The 19,739-nt window shown below is 68.3% G+C and carries 16 protein-coding genes; 11 read left to right on the top strand and 5 right to left on the bottom strand.

Annotation, left to right across the window (positions count from 1 at the left end; translation table 11 throughout):
* The first annotated feature begins 8 nt into the window (after positions 1-8).
* The 4 genes from IBJ82_RS22720 to IBJ82_RS22705 all read left to right on the top strand — a co-directional run bounded on the left by IBJ82_RS22720 (position 9) and on the right by IBJ82_RS22705 (position 4,803).
* Positions 9-794, top strand: coding sequence for an SDR family NAD(P)-dependent oxidoreductase (locus IBJ82_RS22720; RefSeq protein WP_194827990.1), 786 nt, complete (start codon positions 9-11; stop codon positions 792-794).
* Between the two features lie 55 nt (positions 795-849).
* On the top strand, positions 850-1,854 hold the full coding sequence (locus IBJ82_RS22715) for an MDR family oxidoreductase (protein ID WP_305082281.1): 1,005 nt from the start codon (positions 850-852) through the stop codon (positions 1,852-1,854).
* Between the two features lie 13 nt (positions 1,855-1,867).
* Positions 1,868-3,064, top strand: a complete 1,197-nt coding sequence (locus IBJ82_RS22710; protein ID WP_194827989.1) for a MaoC family dehydratase N-terminal domain-containing protein — start codon at positions 1,868-1,870, stop codon at positions 3,062-3,064.
* Between the two features lie 77 nt (positions 3,065-3,141).
* Positions 3,142-4,803 (top strand): class I adenylate-forming enzyme family protein, encoded by a 1,662-nt coding sequence (locus tag IBJ82_RS22705; RefSeq protein ID WP_370585434.1) that lies wholly within the window; start codon positions 3,142-3,144, stop codon positions 4,801-4,803.
* 12 nt (positions 4,804-4,815) lie between these two features.
* Here the strand turns inward: IBJ82_RS22705 and IBJ82_RS22700 are convergent, their stop codons facing one another.
* The 5 genes from IBJ82_RS22700 to IBJ82_RS22680 are packed head-to-tail and all read right to left on the bottom strand — an operon-like array spanning position 4,816 to position 9,965.
* Positions 4,816-5,916 carry an acyl-CoA dehydrogenase family protein gene (locus tag IBJ82_RS22700; protein WP_228537550.1) on the bottom strand — a complete coding sequence of 367 codons (1,101 nt, stop codon included), beginning with the start codon at positions 5,914-5,916 and terminating at the stop codon, positions 4,816-4,818.
* On the bottom strand, positions 5,916-7,082 hold the full coding sequence (locus tag IBJ82_RS22695) for an acyl-CoA dehydrogenase family protein (RefSeq protein ID WP_194827986.1): 1,167 nt from the start codon (positions 7,080-7,082) through the stop codon (positions 5,916-5,918). Before IBJ82_RS22695 ends, IBJ82_RS22700 begins: the two co-directional genes overlap by 1 nt.
* A complete protein-coding gene (locus tag IBJ82_RS22690) occupies positions 7,079-7,861 on the bottom strand; it encodes an enoyl-CoA hydratase/isomerase family protein (RefSeq protein ID WP_194827985.1) in 783 nt (260 codons plus the stop codon). The genes IBJ82_RS22695 and IBJ82_RS22690 overlap by 4 nt, the downstream gene beginning before the upstream one ends.
* Complete coding sequence (locus IBJ82_RS22685) at positions 7,858-8,808, bottom strand: acyl-CoA dehydrogenase family protein (protein WP_194827984.1); 951 nt, start codon at positions 8,806-8,808, stop codon at positions 7,858-7,860. Before IBJ82_RS22685 ends, IBJ82_RS22690 begins: the two co-directional genes overlap by 4 nt.
* Entirely contained in the window at positions 8,805-9,965 is a 1,161-nt protein-coding gene (locus IBJ82_RS22680) for an acyl-CoA dehydrogenase family protein (protein WP_194827983.1), read from the bottom strand. The genes IBJ82_RS22685 and IBJ82_RS22680 overlap by 4 nt, the downstream gene beginning before the upstream one ends.
* A 118-nt stretch (positions 9,966-10,083) precedes the next feature.
* On the opposite strand from IBJ82_RS22680, the gene IBJ82_RS22675 reads away from it, so the two are divergent.
* The 7 genes from IBJ82_RS22675 to IBJ82_RS22645 all read left to right on the top strand — a co-directional run bounded on the left by IBJ82_RS22675 (position 10,084) and on the right by IBJ82_RS22645 (position 19,737).
* Entirely contained in the window at positions 10,084-10,887 is an 804-nt protein-coding gene (locus IBJ82_RS22675; protein WP_194827982.1) for a FadR/GntR family transcriptional regulator, read from the top strand.
* 511 nt (positions 10,888-11,398) lie between these two features.
* Entirely contained in the window at positions 11,399-12,961 is a 1,563-nt protein-coding gene (locus IBJ82_RS22670; protein WP_194828422.1) for an SMP-30/gluconolactonase/LRE family protein, read from the top strand.
* Positions 12,962-12,969: 8 nt separating this feature from the next.
* Complete coding sequence (locus IBJ82_RS22665) at positions 12,970-13,818, top strand: SDR family NAD(P)-dependent oxidoreductase (protein ID WP_370585433.1); 849 nt, start codon at positions 12,970-12,972, stop codon at positions 13,816-13,818.
* Positions 13,815-15,197, top strand: a complete 1,383-nt coding sequence (locus IBJ82_RS22660; RefSeq protein WP_194827980.1) for an SRPBCC family protein — start codon at positions 13,815-13,817, stop codon at positions 15,195-15,197. The genes IBJ82_RS22665 and IBJ82_RS22660 overlap by 4 nt, the downstream gene beginning before the upstream one ends.
* A gap of 51 nt (positions 15,198-15,248) precedes the next feature.
* On the top strand, positions 15,249-17,090 hold the full coding sequence (locus IBJ82_RS22655) for an NAD(P)/FAD-dependent oxidoreductase (RefSeq protein ID WP_194827979.1): 1,842 nt from the start codon (positions 15,249-15,251) through the stop codon (positions 17,088-17,090).
* 24 nt (positions 17,091-17,114) lie between these two features.
* A complete protein-coding gene (locus IBJ82_RS22650; protein ID WP_194827978.1) occupies positions 17,115-18,041 on the top strand; it encodes an SDR family NAD(P)-dependent oxidoreductase in 927 nt (308 codons plus the stop codon).
* Complete coding sequence (locus IBJ82_RS22645) at positions 18,031-19,737, top strand: thiamine pyrophosphate-binding protein (protein WP_194827977.1); 1,707 nt, start codon at positions 18,031-18,033, stop codon at positions 19,735-19,737. Before IBJ82_RS22650 ends, IBJ82_RS22645 begins: the two co-directional genes overlap by 11 nt.
* Positions 19,738-19,739: the final 2 nt, after the last annotated feature.

Below are 19,739 nucleotides of genomic sequence, written 5' to 3'. Positions count from 1 at the left end.
ACACCGCCATGACACCCGATCGCGCCACCACCGCAAGACTTTTCGACCTCGACGGCCGTGTGGCGATCGTGACGGGCGCGTCGTCGGGACTCGGCGCCGCGGTGGCATCGGCCCTGGCCGCCCTCGGTGCCCGGGTCGCGGTGGTGGCCCGGCGCAGGGACCGGTTGACCGAAATCGCCGAGCGGATCGACGGATTCGCCGTCGAGTGCGATCTGTCCGAGCTCAACAGCGCCGACGGCCTCGAGGCGATCGTCCCTGCGGTCGTCGCCGCGCTCGGCCCACCGGAGATCCTGATCAACGCCGCGGGCACGATGTTCACCACCGAACGCGCCGAGGACGAACCTGTCGACGCCATCCGCGCGACCATGGACCTCAACCTCGTCGCGCCGTTGCGGCTGTCGCAGCAGGTCTTTCCGCATATGCGCACGCTCGGCCGCGGCACGATCGTCAACATCTCCTCGATCAGCGGCCTGGTCGGCATCCCGGGCATCCCGCAGGCGTCCTACGCCGCGAGCAAGGCCGGATTGTCCGGGCTCACCGCCGAACTCGCGGTGCAGTGGGCACGGCATTCGATCCGGGTGAACACGGTGGCCCCTGGCTTCTTTCGCAGCGAGATCACCGAGCCGCTCTACGAGAGCGAGCGCGCCGCGGCGTATCTGCGGCGCAACACTCCGCTGCCGAAGGAAGGCACCGCCGAGGACATCGTCGGGGCCGTTGCCTGGCTGGCGGGCGATGCGGGCAGCTACGTCACCGGCCAGACGATCGTGGTCGACGGCGGCTGGACCGCACGCTGACCCTTGAACAGTCAAGCATTGCTATCCTTAATAGGATTGAAGTAATGTGCTCGCCATGGACGACACGATGGCGGCGATGTTCTCCGCGGTGCTGATCGAAAAGGACGATGCGGGACGAAGAGTCGCGCTGACGAGCGTGGCCGAGTCCGCGCTCCCGGAAGGCACCGTCGACATCGAAGTCGAGTACTCGACGCTGAATTACAAGGACGCACTGGCGATCACCGGCAAATCCCCCGTGGTGCGCAGCTTTCCGATGGTGCCCGGCATCGACCTCGCCGGCATCGTCACCGACAGCGCGCACCCGGACTGGACCAAGGGCGACCGCGTGGTGCTCAACGGCTGGGGCGTCGGGGAGACCCACTGGGGCGGCCTCGCCCAGCGCGCCCGCCTCGACGGCGACTGGCTCGTACCGCTGCCCGCCGCGTTCACCTCCCGCCAGGCGATGGCGATCGGCACCGCGGGCTACACCGCGAGTCTGTGCGTGAGCGCTCTGCTCGACCACGGCGTACGACCGGAGCAGGGCGAGGTCCTGGTCACCGGCGCGACCGGCGGGGTCGGCGGTATCGCGATCGCCTTGCTCGCCGCGGCAGGCTTCACCGTGGCCGCCGCGACCGGAAAGACCGACGAGGCCGACTATCTGCGTCACCTCGGCGCGGCCACGGTGCTCGACCGCGCCGAATTGGCCGAGGGCGGCAAACCCCTGCAGAAGGAACACTGGGCGGGCGTCGTCGACTCGGTCGGGAGTCACACCCTGGCCAATGCCTGCGCCCAGACCCGCTACGGCGGCGCCGTCGCCGCGTGCGGGTTGGCCCAGGGCATGGATTTCCCGTCCTCGGTCGCTCCGTTCATTCTGCGCGGGGTCACCCTGTACGGCATCGACAGCGTCATGGCGCCGCGATCGCGACGAGACGCCGCCTGGTCGCGGCTCTCCCGAGACCTCGCCCCGGACGTCATCGAGGAGATCGTCGAGGAGATCGCGCTGGCCGACACGATCGCCGCCGCCGAACGGCTCATCGCGGGCACGGTGCGTGGTCGCATCGTCGTCGACGTCAATCGATAGTTCAGGAGCAGTTGTGAGCACAAAGCCGGACCGACCCGCGATCACAGAACTCGACCTGTCCGACGTCGACCACCGGGTCGGCCAGCCGATCGGCGGCGGCCAACTGTGGGATCCGTGCAGCACCTCCGACATTCGTCGCTGGGTGATGGCGATGGATTACCCCAATCCGGTGCACTGGGATCACGAATTCGCCCGTGAGTCCCGCTTCGGCGGACTCGTGGCACCGCAGTCGATCGCCGTCGCCCTCGACTACGGGCACGGCGCGGCGCCGGCGTGTGTCGGCCACATTCCCGGCAGTCACCTGATCTTCGGTGGCGAGGAATGGTGGTTCTACGGCTGCCCGGTGCGGCCCGGCGACACCCTGTTCCAGCAGCGCCGCTTCCACGACTACAAGGTCGCCGACACGAAATTCGCCGGGCCGACCATGTTCTCGCGCGGCGACACCACCCACACCAATCAGCACGGCGTGCTGGTGGCACGCGAACGGTCCACCGCGATCCGCTATCTCGCCGCCGAGGCCGCCGAGCGGGGTCTCTACGAGAACCAGTTCGGCACGGTGAAGAGCTGGACCCCGGCCGAACTCGCCTCGGTCGACGCGTTGCGCACCGACTGGTTGATGTCGAATCGACACGGCGTCTCACCGCGTTTCGACGAGGTGAAGGTCGGAGACACCCTGCCACGCAGAGTGATCGGACCGCACACGGTCGCCAGCTTCACCACCGAGTACCGGGCGTTCCTGTTCAACATCTGGGGCACCTTCGGCTGGGTCGCCCCGCCCGGCATCGCCGACCCCTGGGTGTATCAGGATCCGGGCTGGGTGGAGGGCTTCGCCTTCGACGAGGAGGGGGCCAAGATCGATCCGCGCAAGCGCGACGGCCTCTACGTCGGACCGTCGCGTGGCCATATCGACGCGGGCAAGGCCAGCGAGGTCGGGATGGCGCGCGCCTACGGCTACGGCGCCACCATGGGCGCCTGGTGCACCGACTATCTCGCCTACTGGGCCGGCTACGACGGCATGGTTCGCCATTCCAAGGCGAACTTCCGCCTGCCCGCCTTCGAGGGCGATGTGACCTACTTCGACGCCGAGGTGATCGGTAAGGACGCCGAGTCGGCGTGGGGCGTTCCGATCGTGCAGATCAAGCTGCGCCTCACCAATCAGGACTTGGGCGTGCTGGTGGACTGCACCGCCGAGGTCGAGCTGCCGTTCTGACGGCGCCGAGACAATCCGCAGAGAGGCCGATGATGGGCGTGGAGTCCGAAACCGTATCCGCACAAGCTGTTTCGCTTGTGACGGGTCCCGACCTGAGCGCCGAACCGGGGCTCGGACCGCTCACCCTGCCCGGGTTCCTGCGCGAGGTGACCCAGCGTTACGGCGACCGCGAGGCGGTGCTCGCGCGGACCGCCGACGGCGACATCCGCTGGACCTACAGCGATCTGTGGGAGCGGGCCGTCGAAGTGGCCATGGCGCTGCGCGCCTGCGGTCTGGGCAAGGACGGCCGGGTCGGTGTCCTGATGACCAACCGCCCCGAGTGGATCGCCGCGGTCTTCGGCACGGCACTCGCGGGCGGCGTCGCCGTCGCCCTGAGCACTTTCTCGACGCGCGCCGAGCTGGACTTCCTGCTGCGGGAGTCCAGCGTCTCGGTGTTGCTGTTCGAGCGCACCGTGGCCGACAAGGACTTCGCGGCGGTGCTGACCGAGCTGGAACCGAAGATTGCCGAGGCGACGCCGGGCGCCCTGCACTCGGCGGAATACCCCTTCCTGCGCGGACTCGCCATGATCGGCGAGGCGGCGGCGGGCACCGCGATCGACACGTGGGACGCGTTTCTCGCCCGTGGTCGGGGCACCGCTCGCGACCTGGTCGAGGCCACCGCCGCGGCGGTGCGGCCCAGCGATACCGCGGTGCTGTTCTTCTCCTCGGGCTCGACGAGCACCCCGAAGGGCATCCTCAGCGCCCATGCGGGGGTGACGATCCAGATGTGGCGTTTCCAACGCCTGTTCGGCTTCGGGCCCGCCGACGACGTGCGGTGCTGGGCCGCCAACGGCTTCTTCTGGTCCGGCAATTTCGCGCAGGCGCTCGGCTCGACGCTCGCCGCGGGCGGCGCCCTCATTCTGCAACCGACCTTCGAGGCCGTCGAGGCGCTCGAGCTGATGGCCACGCGGCGGGTGAACTTCCCGGTCGCCTGGCCGCACCAGTGGGCTCAACTCGAGGGCGCGCCCAACTGGGACACCGTCGATCTGAGCGGCATGCGGTTCGTGGACTTCCACACCCCGATCGCGCGACACCCGACGGTGTCGACGAAGTGGTTCGAACCCGGCCGCGCCTACGGGTGCACCGAAACCTTCACCATCGCCACCTGTTTCCCGGCGGATACGCCGACCGAGGTCCATGCGGGCAGCAGCGGTATCGCGCTGCCCGGCATGACGATCAAGATCGTCGACGCGCTCACCGGGACCCTGACGGCACGCGGCACACGCGGCGAGATCTGCGTCAAGGGACCCACTCTCATGCTCGGCTATCTCGGCGTCCGCCGCGAGGAGACCTTCGACGCCGACGGGTACTTCCACACCGGCGACGGCGGCTACCTCGACGAGACGGGTCGGCTGTACTGGGAGGGCAGGCTCACCGACATCATCAAGACCGGCGGGGCCAATGTCTCGCCGCTCGAGGTCGACGCCGCCCTGACCGACCATCCCGCAGTGAAGGTCACCCGCACCGTCGGCGTCGCTCATCCGACGCTCGGCGAGGTCGTCGTCGCGTGCATCGTGCCCCATGACGGCGCGAGTCCGCTCGCCGAGGAGATCCGTGGTTTCCTGCGGGACCGGCTCGCCAGCTACAAAGTGCCCAGGCACGTGCTGTTCTTCGACGACGCGGACATCGCGCTCACCGGGAGCGCCAAGATCAAGTCCAGCGACCTGCGCGAGCTGGCAGAGGCGCGCCTGCGGTCGTGAGCGACTTGCCGTTCAGGCGCCCCAACGGTGCGGCGTCTGAACGGAATACCGCCGGGCCAGCCGGGCCCGATGCTGGGCGGGCGAACCGAACAGCGACCGGTTGAGCGCGGCCCGCTTGAGATAAACATGGATGCCGCTCTCCCAGGTGTAGCCCATTCCCCCGTGCAACTGCATCGCCTTGCCCGCGATATCCACCGCCGTCGCGCACGCGTAGGACTTGGCCATCGAGGCCGAGGTCGCCGCATCGGCACCGGAGGAGCTGACCGCGCGTACCGCCGCGTCGACCAGCTTCCCCACGACCGTCACCTGCACGAGCATGTCGGCACACGCGTGCTTGACGGCCTGAAACGACCCGATAGCGCGGCCGAACTGTTCTCGCACCGCGACGTGGGCGACGGTGGCGTCGAGCATGGCCCGGCTCAGGCCGAGACTGTCGCAGGCCACCGCGACGGCGGCCCGATCACGCAGTCGGCCCAGCGCATCGGCCCGATATCCGTCTTCGAAGTGCCACAACGACTCCGGTGATACCGCGACCTCCTCGGCGACGATGTCGCCGAGGCTCCGGGTGGCATCGAGCACCGGTCGCTCGGTGACGAGCAGTCCACGCGCGCGGGGGTCGAGGTCGATGAGGACGACCTCGCCCGCCGGATCGACAGCGGGGATCAGCAGCCGCCCCGCGTCGGGTGCGTCGAGGACAAACTCCGCGGCGCCGCGCAGCAGCGGTCCCCGCGGTGAGTCCTCGATCCGAAACCCCTTCTCCCCCATAGTCCCTCCTGCCAGCACCAGGATCGGGACGACCGCACCCGCAGCAGTCTCGCGCAGGAGTCGGTCCCTATCCGGTGTCGGCACAGCATGATTGAGGGCTTCGACAGCGAGCGCCGCGACCGCCGGGTACGGGCCGGACGCGGCGGCCCGACCGATCTCGGTGAGAACCACAGCGACCTCGGCGAAGCCGGCGTCGGCGCCGTCGAACGCCGCCGATACTTCCAGCCCCGGCCAGCCCGCTCGCGCGATCGTCGCCCAGCGGGGTGCGGAGTCGGCGAGCAGTTCCCGCGCTACCGCGGCTACCTCGGCATGCAGCTCGGCGAGGTCGTCGGCGTGGTTCGAGTTCATCATTTCCCCCTGGGCTCGCGAGGTAGGCCGAGGCCGCGCTCACCGATGATGGTGCGCTGGATTTCGCTGGTGCCACCCGGAATCGTCCACTCCCACGAACCGAGGAAATCCAGCATCCACGCACCGGATTCCCAGCCGCTCGACAGTGGCTTTCGCAGCTCGGTGTGCGCGGCAAGCCCCGCCACCTCGGTGCCGAAGTCGGTCATGCGTTGCAGCAACTCGCTGTAGTACAGCTTCACGATCGACGCGTCGGCCGGGCCGGGCGCGGCCTCGGCGACGAAGTCGGCGCACAGGGCGCGCAGCCCGGTGAGCTCGATCTCGAGTGCCGCGAGACGGTCGAGCACCACGGGGTCATCGAGCGGACAGCTCTCGACCAGTCGGCCGAAACCCCCGTTGCCGAGTCGCTCGGCCAGTTCGAGCATCGTCATGCCGCGTTCGGCGCCCAAGGTTCGCTGTGCGACCTGCCACCCGGTGTTCTCCCGGCCGACCAGCCGGTCGGTCGCGATGACCACGTCGTCGAGGAAGATCTCGCAGAAGTGCGACTCCCCCGTCGCCTGACGGATGGGCCTGACCTCGACGCCGGGTGACCGCATATCCAACAGAAAATACGAAATACCTTGTCGTGCAGGGGCATCGGGATCGGTCCGAGCGAGCAGCAGACACCAATCCGCGTACTGCGCGCCGCTGGCCCACAGCTTCTGCCCGTTGACGACATAACCGTCGGGTCCTCGGCGCGCGCTGGTGGTGAGCGCGGCCAGGTCCGAGCCCGCGCCGGGCTCGGAGAAGCCCTGGCACCAGATCTCGCCATCCAGGATGGCCGGAAGGTGGCGTCGGCGTTGCTCTTCGGTCCCTGCGGCGAGCAGGGTGGCCGCCGCGTGGTGGATCGAGACGAAAGCCAATACCAGCCGGGGCGCGTCGTGGGCGGCGAGTTCCTGATAGAGCACCACCTGCTCGGCCGACGACATCCCGCCGCCGTATTCCTTCGGCCAGTGCGGCACCGCGAACCCGGCGGCCCGCAATCGCTGGAACCAGGACTGCTGGAACTCGACGAACTCCCGGTCCGAGACGCCGGTCTGGGCCCGGCGCCAGTCGACGGGAATGTTCGTCCGGCACCACTGTCGGACCTCGGTGCGAAAGTCGTCGAGAGTCCGAGACTCCCCCGTCACCGGCTGCGCGCCTGCTCGTGCAGCGCGCGCAGCCGGTCACGGTGCGCGGCGGACTCCATGGTGGCGACCTCCGCCGCGAAACCGGCCTGCATCGGACCGCCGAGCGCCTGGGACAGGTACATGTTCACGATGCGTTTGGTACCGCGCACGGCCTCGGGTGGCAACGCGGCCAACCGTCGAGCCAGCGAATGCGCCTCGGCGAGCAGCGCGTCGGGAGCGGTGCTGCGCGTGGCGAGCCCGAACTCGACGGCGGTGGCCGCGCTGATCCGGTCACCGGTGAACAGGAACTCCCGCGACCGCAGGATCGGCGTGAGCAAGGGCCAGAACGCGGCCCCGCCGTCACCGGCGACCAGGCCGACCGCGACATGCGGGTCGGCCAGGTATGCGCGCTCGGAAATGAGCACCACGTCGCACAGCACCGCGAGGCTGCCGCCGAGCCCTACCGCCGGTCCGTTGACCGCCGCGACCACCGGCAGCGGGAAGCGCAGCATCTCCTCGATGATCTGCGCCCCCTCCCTGATGCTCTCGTCGCGTGCGAGGGGATCGTCGAGGAACGAAGTGATCCAGTCGAGATCGCCGCCCGCACTGAAGGCTCGGCCCGCCCCGGTGAGGATCACGACCCCGGCTGCGGGATCGGCGGCGAGCTGCCGCCAGACATTCGCGAGCGCCCAGTGCAGAGCCTTGTTCACCGCGTTCAGCTCACCGGGTCGGTTGATCACCACGGTGCGGATCGGGCCGTCGCACTCCACGATCAGTTCGTCGGGCAGGTCGTAGTTCACCCGGCCACCTCCGCGGGGTCCTCGTCGAACAACCCGGTCAGGCCGGCGCGCCCGATGCGCCGCGTCAACGCGTCGCCGGTGCCCGACAATCCGAGCGGCAAACGCCGCAGCGGCAAGCTGTAGCGCGAGAGCCACGACAGCGTCGACTCGTCGCAGAAACCGATCGCGCCGTGCAACTGGTGCGCCACCCGGAAGACGATCTCGGCCGCCTCGATCGCGGCCGACCGCAGCGCGAGTGCGTCGTCGAGTGCCTCGACGCGGCCCACCTGGATGCTCCACAGCGCGTACTTCGCCAGCACGTCGAGCCCGGTGCGCTCCACCTCGGCTTCGGTGAGCTGGAACTGCACACCCTGCAGTTGCGCGAGCGGCTTGCCGAACTGCTCACGCAGCAGTACGTGGGCGCGGGTGAGATCCATCGCGCGGTCGAGCATGCCGAGCAATGTCCAGCACGGCAGCACCAGCCCGAGTGCCACGTCGGCCGCGCCGTCGTCGTCGAGATACCCCACTTCGAGCGAGGTCACGAACGCCGAGCCGCGTGGCGGTCGCGACGGTCCTACCGCTACACTGCTGCGGCGGCCCGACAATGTCACTGCCGCCCATCGCAATTCGAGGTCGGCGACGGGCGCTTCGGGGCCGTGGTCGGCGATCACGAGCAGGCCGTCGACATCGAGATCGGTGGGCCGCGAGAGCCGTTCGGCCAGCGGATAGGGCACAGCCCAGTACCCCGCGCTACGGCACAGCGCGACCGCGGCCTCCAGCTCGTCGGCATCGTTGCGCGGGTCGAGGTCCCAGGCACCCAGTCCACTCAGTACCGGTGCGACCAAACTCTCGCGCCGTCCCGGTTCCCGCTCCGCGAGCTGAACAAGCTGGTCACCGCCCGCCGCTTCCAACGCGCGCGAGGCCTGCGAGCCGAACTCGAGCGCATCCGCGCTCAGGTCGATGTTCACGACGCGGCCAGCAATGCTCGGGCCAGCAGGATCCGCTGCATCTCGATACTTCCCGAGGCCACGGTCGCAGCTTGCGAATAGCGCCAGTGTTCCTCGCACTCGCGGCGGAAGCGTTGGAGCCGTTGATCATTCGAGGATTCGGTCGATCCGGCGTAGGCGGCGATCTCCACCAGCACCTCGGCGCTGTCCTGGTCGAGGGTGGTCACCGCGATCCGATAGGCCGCGGCGTCGCTGGGACGTACCTGGCCGACGCGTTGCAGCGACAGCACCCGATAGGCGAGCAACCGAGCCCGTCGGCAATGGGTCAACATGCGCGCCCACCGGCCACGCAGTTCGGCGGGCAGTTCGTCCCACCGGTCACCGAGTGCCGTGGGCGCGGCGCGCAGCAGACGTTCGCACCGGGCGTAGCGGGCGATACCGACCCGCTCGAAGGCCAGCACCTCCTGGACCACTTTCCAGCCCTCGTCGACCGGGCCGAGCACATCGGCTTCGGTCACCCGCAGATCGTCGAAGAAGACCTCGTTGAGGTGGTGCGGGCCGATCATGGAGCGGATCGGGCGAACGACAATGGCAGGATTGGACATCGGGACAAGAAAGATCGTCAGACCGGACTGCTTGCGTTCCCCGGTCGAGGTCCGGGCGAGCAGGAAGCACCACTGGGCCATCGCGGCGTAGGAGGTCCAGACCTTCTGGCCGGAGATCCGCCAACCGTCACCGTCGCGACGGGCAGCCGTGCGCAACGACGCCAGGTCCGAGCCCGAATCCGGCTCGCTGAAACCCTGACACCAGATCACCTCCCCGCGCGCGATCGGGGGTAGATGGGTCCGTTGCTGGGCCGCGGTGCCGTGTCGCATGATCGTCGGCCCCACCCAGTTCACGCCCATGTATTGCGCGCCGCGCGGCTCGTGATGCGCCCACATCTCCTCGCGCACCACTGTCTGTTCCCAGAGGGAGGCATCGCGGCCGCCGAACTCGGCGGGCCAGGCCAGGCAGAGCAGACCCCGTTCGGCGAGCAGACGGGAAAACCGCTGGGCAGCAGCGAAATCGGCCGGATCGTCGGTGAAGGCCCCCAGAAACTCGGCCGGGACGTGCTCGTCCACCAGTCGGCGCAGCTCCCCCCGCAGATCCCCGGCAGCCGTACCCATCGTGAAATCCATGATCGGACTGTAGTCAATCCTCATAAGGATAGCAATATTTGACATAATAAGGATAGCAATACTTGAATGGTTGACCCGCGATCAATTACACTCCCGCCATGGACGATCGGCGGGTTCGTTGACCACCCCGAGACGGGGCCGGGTTCCGCAGCGCCGTATCGCGGAAACCGTCGCGGCGGAACTGCGCGACCACATCCTCTCCGACGACAACTACCGTCTCCCGACCCAGGATCAACTGGTCAAGGATTTCGGCGTCAGCTATCCCTCGATCCGGGAATCGCTGCGCATCCTGGAGACCGAGGGCCTGGTCACGGTCCGGCGCGGCAATGTCGGCGGCGCCGAGGTACACCGACCCGACGAGGTCTCGGCGGCCTATCACCTCGGCCTGGCCCTCCAGGGCGCCCGTGTGACCCTGGGCGATCTCGCGTCCGGGCTCCAGGCGCTCGAGCCGATGTGCGCCGCCGAATGCGCCCGGCGCGAGGACCGCGCCGAGGTGGTCGTCCCCGCCCTCGAGGCCGCTGTCGACGCCTCGGCCACCATGGTCGGCGACGGCGTGGCCTTCACGCAATCCGCCCGCGAGTTCCATGATCTCGTCGTCTCGTTCACGCCGAACGTGACTGTCCGCTACGTCGTCAGCACGCTCGTGGCCCTGTGGTCAGCACAGGAGCAAGCCTGGGCGGAGGCGACGACCCGACGGGGCGAGTACCCCTCCGAGGCCGATGCGCACGACGCCGTGCGCTTCCATCGCCGGCTCGTCGAGGAAATCGCCGCGGGTCGGGCGGAGGAGGCCGAGCGGCTGGCGCGCGCACACCTGGCCGCGACGCAGGCAGTGGTGCTCGAACGTTTCGACGGCGGCGTCGTCAACGCCTCGTCGGCCATGTCGCGCCAGTCGATCCAGTCAAGCCACCGCGCACGCCTCTAGCCGCACCCGCGGACCCGGTCGAACTCCCCCGACTTCGCGCGTTCGAATCACGCTGCGCCGCTTGCCGGATCATATTGGGGCACAACACCATCAACCCCGGATAGGCCGTCGCTACCGCCACGATGCTCGGCGGCCGCACGGCGCTGCGTTCACCCCAGCTGACGGACACCATCCGTGCGTCGCCGCCCCTGTCGCCGAACTCGGCGCCCGCGTGCGCCTAGATCTCCTGACAATTCTTCACAAAAGCGCACGTCAACAGCGGTAGAGTGCGACTTGCAGCAAATGAGATTGTGATTCTCGCCCGTCGCGCATGCTAAACAATCCTTACAAGGATAACAATACTTGTAATGCTCACCACTTGCTGGCAGGCTCCGATCCACCGATGAAGTGGTCCGCATCACGATCCGGCGATCCGGCCGAGTGCGACGCCACCCCTCGCGGACCACGTCGCTCTCACCCCGGAGGAGGCCCCACCGTGACGCAAGGGGCGCGCTACATCAGCACCACAGCAATGAGCCTCGCCGAAGGGTGGAGTCTGGAACGCCTCACTCCCCCGAGCAGACTCTTCGGCGCGAACGGTCTGCGCACCGGCCCCGACGGGCGCGTCTACGTCGCCCAGGTGACCGGCAGCCAGATCAGCGCACTCGACATCACGACCGGTCGACTCGAGACGATCAGTGCCAAGGGCGGCGACATCATCGCGCCCGACGATCTGGCCTTCGACGACCAGGGCAATCTGTTCGCCACCGAGGTGATGGACGGGCGCGTCAGCATGCGCGACGCCGACGGCCACACTCGGGTACTGCGCGACGACCTGCCGAGCGCGAACGGCATCACCGTGCATCAGAACAGGTTGTTCGTCAACGAATGTCGCGTCGGCGGGCGACTGATGGAACTGTTCACCGACGGCAGTGAGCCCCGCATTCTCGCGGAGAACCTCGCGATGCCCAATGCCATGGAGGTCGGTCCCGACGGGCTCCTCTACTACCCGGTGATGGGTACCAACGACATCTGGCGCATCGACCCGCTCGGCGGCGAACCCGAACGAGTAGTCGGCGATCTCGGTGTCCCCGACTCGGTGAAGTTCGACGCGGCGGGCAACATCGTCTCCACCCAGGTCAGTACCGGCGAGGTGCTGCGCATCGATCCCCGTACCGGTGAGCGCACCGTGTTGGCCACGCTGAACCCCGGTTTGGACAACTGCACCTTCGTCGACGGCAGGCTGTTCGTCTCGAACTTCACCGGCGAGATCACCGAGATCCTCGACGGCGGCCGGACCCGCACGACCCTGCCCGGCGGCCTGAACTGGCCGCTGGATCTCACCGTCGACAGCGGCGGTGAACTCTATGTCGCCGACGGCACCTACTTCTATGTCCTGCGGCCGGGGCGCGCGCCGGAGACCGCGGGGATGCTGTTCAGCCCCGGCTATCCGGGCTTCATCCGCGGCGTAACTGCCGTCGGCGCAGGCGAATTCATCGTCACCACCTCGGGCGGTCAGATCACGCGCTACCGGCCCGCGACCCAGGAGAGCGAGGTGCTGGCCGACGAACTCGACCAGCTCTACGGTGTCGCGGTCGCACCCAACGGCGACATCGTCGCCGCGGAGTTCGGCACGGGCAGGGTGCTGGCCGTGCGATCCGGCGGCCGCGTCGAACAGCTGGCCGCCGACTTGCACCAGCCGATCGGCGTCGCGTTCACACCGGACGGGACCTGCCTGGTCGCCGAATCCGGTGCGGGACGCATCGTTTCGGTGAGTAGCGCCGGCGTGGACACGGTGGTGGACGGACTCGAGAAGCCTCAGGGAATCCTGGTGCGCGCGGGCACGCTCTATGTCGTCGACGTCGGCAGCAAGTCGCTGATCAGCGTGGATCTGGCGACCAAGGTGCGCACCACGCTCGCTCAGAACCTGCCGGTCGGCGCTCCGCCCGGAGTCACGCCCAAACCGCTGCGCGGATTGCCGCCGTTCTCCGGACCGCAGGGCCCCTTCGCCGGGATCACCGCCGGACCCGACGGCACGCTCTATCTGTCGGCCGACGCCGAGGGCAGCGTGCTCGCGCTGCGACCCACGACATGAGCCGGGCCGTGCCGACCGATCTCACCGGACGCGTCGTCGTCGTGTCCGGTGCGGCGGGCGGCGGGATCGGGACCTCGGTGGTCGAGATGGTCGCACGGGCCGGGGCCACCGTGATCGCGGTGAGCCGATCTCCGGACAACCTCGCCACCCACCTCGATCCACTGGTGGCGCAGGGGCTCTCGATCGTACCGGTGGCCGCCGACGCCTCGACCGACGACGGCATCGCCACGGTGCTCGCACAGATCCGCAGGACCGAGGGCGAGCTGCACGGGCTGGTCAATGTCGCGGGCGGTGCCGCACCGGCGACGTGGATGCCCGCGCTGCGGGTGAGCCGCGCGGATTGGCGCGCGTTGTTCACCCAGAACCTGGAAACGATGTTCTTCATGAGCCAGGCTGTCGCCGCCGAACTGAAAGCACGACAGCGCCCCGGCTCGATCGTCTCGATCTCCTCGATCAGCGGGATGAACACCGCGCCGTTCCATATCGGTTACGGCACAGCCAAGGCCGCGCTGGTGGCCGCGACCCGGACGCTGGCCGTCGAACTCGCCGCCGACGGAATCCGGGTGAACGCCGTGGCCCCCGGAGTCACCAAGACCCCGGCCTCGGCCACCTATGTCGGCGAGGACGCCGAGCGGGACCGCCGCGCCATCGCCATGGGTCGACGCGGTCGACCCGACGAGCAGGCGGGCGCGATTTTGTTCCTGCTCTCGGACCTGTCGACCTACATCACGGGCCAGACCCTGCTGGTCGACGGCGGGCTCGACCTCAAGTGGACCCACCTCGACGCCGACCACACCTCCCTGTTCCTCGAGGACGCCGCGTTCCGAGCCGCCATCACCCGTGAGGAGAAGCCATGACCGACACTGTCGACAACATCGAATCCGCGGTCGCCGCAACCGAAGAAGCGCTGTCGACACCGCGCACGATCGGTGTCGAGGCCTATCTGTCCGAGGAGTACGCCCGAGCCGAACGCGACAAACTGTGGGCCAAGGTGTGGCAGCAGGTCGGCCGGGTCGAGGAATTGGCGAAGGTCGGAGATTTCCTCACCTACGACATCCTCGACGACTCGATCATCGTGGCGCGGTCGGGGCCGGACACCCTTCGCGCGCACTACAACGTCTGCTCGCATCGAGGTCGCAGGCTGGTCGACACCGCCCCTTACGCGCACGATACACACGGCAGCTGCAAGCAATTCGTCTGCGGTTTCCACGGCTGGCGCTACGACCTGGAGGGCAACAACACCTTCGCGGCCGAGCAGCAGGACTGGCCGCGCGGTCTGACCCCGGACAAGACCCGGCTCTCCGAGGTCAGGGTCGACACCTGGGGCGGCTGGATCTGGATCAACATGGACCCCGACGCCGAACCGCTGCGGGACTACCTGGAACCGGCCGCGAGCCTGCTCGATCCGTTCCAGCTGGAGAACATGCGCTACCGCTGGCGGCGCTGGCTGGTCTTCGACTGCAATTGGAAGGTCGCGCTGGAGGCCTTCATGGAGACCTACCACGTGCCCTACACCCACCCCGAGTTCATGAATTTCGGCAACTTCCTCGGATGGTCACGCGCCCAGGGAAAGCACAGCAACATCGGCTACGACGCACCCAAGGGCATGGAGGAGAACCAGGCGAAACTGCGGCTCGGGGCCGGGCCGGACGCCCGCATGTCCACGGCCGAACTACAGAATTTCACCTGGGAGAACGCCAACACCAACACCACGAGAACCCTGGTCGACGCCGCGAATCGGCTGGTCGCCGAACTGCCGGAGGGCACGCCGGCCGATCAGGTCCTCAAGCACTGGCTGCAATCGGCCAGGAACTACGACGCCGAACGCGGAGTGGTGTGGCCGACGGTGGACCCGCAGGTGGTCGCCGCCGCGGGGACCGCATGGCAGATCTTTCCCAACTTCCAGATCGGTCACGCGCTCAACAACATGCTCTGCTACAGCGCCAGGCCCTTCGGCGACGACCCGGACAAGTGCATCTTCGAAGCCGCGGTCTACGAACTGTTCCCGGCGGGCCAGGAACCGAAGACCGAGTGGGAGTACACCGCCGAGGACGATCCGGCGTGGCGCACGGTGCTGCCCCAGGACTTCTCCAACATGGCCGCGGTCCAACGGGGCATGAAGACGCGCGGATTCTCCGGACCCAAGCCCAACCCGTACCGCGAACGCAGCGTCGTCAACCTGCACCACAACCTGGCCACCTACATGGGCACCGGCGCACCGCGCGATCTCGCCTGAGTCCGCGTGCCCCGCCCACCCGAAACACCGCATCACACCGAGGAATTCGCCATGCACAACTGCGAACCGACGCAGACGCCCGAGGTCGATCGCGACGCACTCCGAGCGAGGTATCTCGCCGAGCGCGACAAGCGGATCCGCCCGGAGGGCCAGCAGCAGTACGTGGAGGCCGAGGCGGAATTCGCCGAGTACCACGAGTCCGATCCCTACACCCCGGTCGTAGCGCGGCCGCCGATCTCGCAGGACATCGATGTCGCGATCCTCGGCGGCGGACTGGCCGGACTCGTCACCGCGGCCCGGATCGCCGGTGCCGGCGTGGAGAACTTCCGCATCATCGAGCACGCCGGTGACTTCGGCGGCGCCTGGTACTGGAACCGCTACCCCGGCATCCAGTGCGACACCGACTGCTACTGCTACCTGCCGCTGCTCGAGGAAGTGGGCTACATCCCCCAGCAGAAGTACTCCTTCGGCGACGAGGTCTTCGAGCACTGCCAACGCATCGGCAAGCACTTCGGGCTCTACGAGAAGGCGATCTTCGGCACGCTGACCCGTTCGATGACGTGGGACGCGTCGATTCAGCGCTGGCGGATCGGCACCAACCGGGGCGACGAGATCCGCGCGCGCTTCGTCATCATGTGCCAGGGCCCGTTCAACCGGCCCAAGCTTCCCGGCATCCCCGGGATCGCCGATTTCGCGGGGCACACTTTCCACACCGCGCGCTGGGACTACGACTACACCGGCGGCGACATGCGCGGCGGCCTGGACAAGCTCGCCGACAAGCGGGTGGCGATCATCGGCACCGGCGCCAGCGGGGTGCAGTCGATCCCCCACCTCGCCCGCTCCGCGCAGCACCTCACCGTTTTCCAGCGCACCCCGTCCTACATCTACGAGCGCGGCAACGTGCCGACCGACCCCGCGTGGGCACAGACCTTGCAGCCGGGCTGGCAGGAGGAGTTGCGTCGCAACTTCCACACCGGCGCGTTCGAAGCCTACGGTCCCGGTCAGAACGATCTGGTCTGCGACGGATGGACCGAGGTCAGCCGCAATGTGCGCGATCACCTCGACCGCACCGGCGGCTGGGCGGATCTGACGCCGGAGAAGTTCATGGAGCTGCGGGAGCTGCTGGACTATCAGGCGATGCAGCGGGTGCGCGACCGCGTCGACGCCGTCGTCACCGATACGGCCACGGCCGAAGCGCTCAAGCCGTACTACCGATTCCTGTGCAAGCGGCCCTGTTTCAACGACGACTATCTGCCGACCTTCAACCGCCCCAACGTCACCCTCGTCGACGTGTCGGGCACCAAGGGCGTCGAACGGATCACCGCCGGAGGCATCGTCGCCGACGGTGTCGAACACGAGGTCGACTGCATCATCTTCGCCAGCGGCTTCGAGATCACCACCGATCTCGACCGGCGCTTCGGCATCGCCCCTTTCGCGGGCCGCGACGAGCTCTCGCTCTACGACCACTGGGCCAAGGGATATCGCACCCTGCACGGCACGATGACCACCGGCTTCCCGAATCAGTTCTTCACCGGCTTCGTCCAGGGCGGGGTGACCGCGAGCACGACGGCCATGTTCGAGCAGCAGGCCACCCACATCGCCTACATCATCAAGGAAACGCTGGCCCGTGGCGCGACCACGGTGGAACCCACCGCCGACGCGCAGGAGCAGTGGTGCGCCACCGTGCGCGAGAGCGCGATCGACAACAGCAACTTTCAGCGCGAGTGCACCCCCGGCTACTACAACAACGAGGGCGAGCAGCAGATCCGCTCCCACCTCGGTGACCCGTACTGGCCCGGCTTCTACGCCTTCGAGGATCTGCTCCAGGCGTGGCGCGACACCGGCGAGCTGCCCGGCCTCGCCCTCGGCACCCCACCCGAACCGGCCCGATGAGGCGCGCGGTGAACGGAGCGCACCATGTCTGAACTCGGTTTCGAGGGCAGAGTCGCCGTGATCACCGGCGCCGGAAGAGGATTGGGCCGCGCCTACGCGCTGCTGCTCGCCGCGAAGGGGGCCAAGGTCGTAGTCAACGACCCGGGCAGCACCATCAGCGGCGACAGTGGCGACGCCGGGGTCGCCGAGGCGGTGGTCCGCGAGATCACGGCCGCCGGCGGTTCGGCGGTGGCCTGCACCGATTCGGTGGCGACCGCGCAGGGCGGTCAGGCGATCGTGCAGACCGCGCTCGACGCCTTCGGCCGGATCGACATCATCGTCCACAACGCGGGCAACAACCGGTACGCGCCGCTGTCGGAGATGACCTACGAGGACTTCGACGCCGTGCTCGATGTCCACCTGCGCGGCGCGTTCCATGTGGTGCGGCCCGCCTTTCCGCTGATGTGCGCCGCCGGATACGGCCGGGTGGTCCTCACCTCGTCGATCGGCGGGCTGTACGGCAACCACCGGGTCGCCAATTACGGCGCGGCCAAGGCGGGCCTGATCGGACTGTCGAACGTGGTCGCGCTCGAGGGCGCCGAGCACGGCGTCCGCTGCAACGTGATCGTTCCCGCCGCGCTCACCCGCCTCGCCGAGGGCATCGACACCTCGGCCTACCCGCCCATGGACCCGGAACTGGCGGCGCCGGTGGTGGGTTGGCTCGCGCACGAATCCTGTTCGATCACCGGGGAGATGCTGGTGTCGATCGCCGGACGGGTGGCGCGGGCGTTCATCGCCGAGACCCCGGGGGTGTACCAACCGTCCTGGTCGATCGAGGAGGTCGGCGCGCGGATCGACGCGATCCGCGCGACCGAGAACCCGTGGATCCTGCCGGTGGTCCCCTCCGGCCATCTCGACCACATCACCAAGAGCTTCGCGACAGCCATGGAGGGCAGCACGCATGTCGGTTAAAGTCTACGAACGCATTCTGCAACTCTTCGAGGCCGAAGGCATCAACACCCTCTTCGGCATTCCCGACCCGAACTTCGTGCACATGTTCCACCTCGCCGAAGAACGCGGGTGGCAGGTGGTGGCCCCGCACCACGAGGAGTCCGCCGGTTTCATGGCCGAGGCCGTCTCCCGGATGACCGGAAGAGCCGCGGTGTGCATCGGCACGCTCGGCCCCGGCGTCGCCAATCTGGCCGGCGCGATGATGTGCGCCAAGGTGGAGAACTCGCCGGTCATCTTCCTCGGCGGGCAGCGTGCGCGGATCACCGAGCAGCGGGTGCGGCGCGGCCGTATCCAGTTCGTCAAGCAGGCCGCGCTGTTCGAGCCGTCGGTGAAGTACTGCGCCAGTATCGAATACGCCGACCAGACCGACGAGGTCATCCGAGAGGGTCTGCGCAAGGCACTCTCCGGCACCCCGGGTCCGGTGTACATCGAGTACCCCTCGCACGTGATCCAGGAAGAACTCGACGTCGCGCCCGCGCTGGCGCCCTCGGCCTATCGCCTGGTCGGGCAGACGGCAGGTCCGGACCGGATCGCCGAGGCGGTCGAGTACATCAGGGCGGCGAGCCAGCCCGTGCTGCTCGTCGGGCACGGCGTGCACACCACGCGCGCAGGCGCGTCGGTCCGCGCGCTCGCCGAGGCCATGGCCTGCCCGGTCATCCAGACCTCGGGCGGCACCTCCTTCATCGCCGGGCTCGAGGACCGCACCTTCCCGTACGGTTTTTCGGCGGCGGCGATCGACGCGGTGGTGAAATCCGATCTGTGCCTGGCCATCGGCACCGAATTGGGCGAGCCGGTGCATTACGGTCGCGGCAGGCACTGGGTCGCCAACGAGGCCAACCGCAAGTGGATCCTCGTCGAGCAGGACCCCGAGGCCATCGGGGTGAACCGGTCGGTGGACGTGCCGCTGGTCGGCGACCTGCGCGCGATCGTCCCGCAGCTGGTCGAGGCGCTGCGCGACACCCCGCGCACCCCCACTCCCGAGCTCGCGGGCTGGATCGAACAGGACGCGGCCCAACTCGCCGAACTGGCCGAGACCGCGCCGTCGGGGATGTCGCCGGTACACCCGGCGCGCCTGATCGTGGAAGCGACGAAGTCGTTCCCGGCCGACGGCATCATGGTGCGCGACGGCGGCGCGACCACCATCTTCGGCTGGACCTACTCCCAGGCCAAACCCCATGACGTGATGTGGAATCAGAACTTCGGGCATCTGGGCACCGGCCTGCCCTACGCCGTCGGCGCCGGTGTGGCCGACGGCGGGAAACGGCCGCTGATGCTGATCACCGGCGATTCCTCGTTCCAGTTCCACATCGCCGAACTGGAAACCGCGGCGCGGCTGAACCTTCCGCTGGTCTGCGTGGTCGCGGTCGACTACGCGTGGGGGCTCGAGGTCGGCGTCTACAAGCGCACCTATGGACAGGGTTCGCTCGAGACCGGCGTCCACTGGAGCACGAACACCCGCTTGGACAAGGTCGCCGAGGGGTTCGGTTGCTACGGCGAATATGTCGAACGCGACGAGGACATCGCGCCCGCGATCAAACGCGCCTACGCGAGCGGACGACCGGGCGTCATCCACGTCGCGGTCGACCCCAAGGCGAACTCGGAAGAAATGCCGAGTTATGACGAATTCCGCACCTGGTATGCGGAAGGAACTCAGTGAGG

The organism is Nocardia sp. XZ_19_231 (genome assembly GCF_015355705.1).
Taxonomy (GTDB): Bacteria; Actinomycetota; Actinomycetes; order Mycobacteriales; family Mycobacteriaceae; genus Nocardia; species Nocardia salmonicida.
Note: the sequence above shows the minus strand (reverse complement) of the source record. Positions and strands in the feature narration are given on the sequence as shown.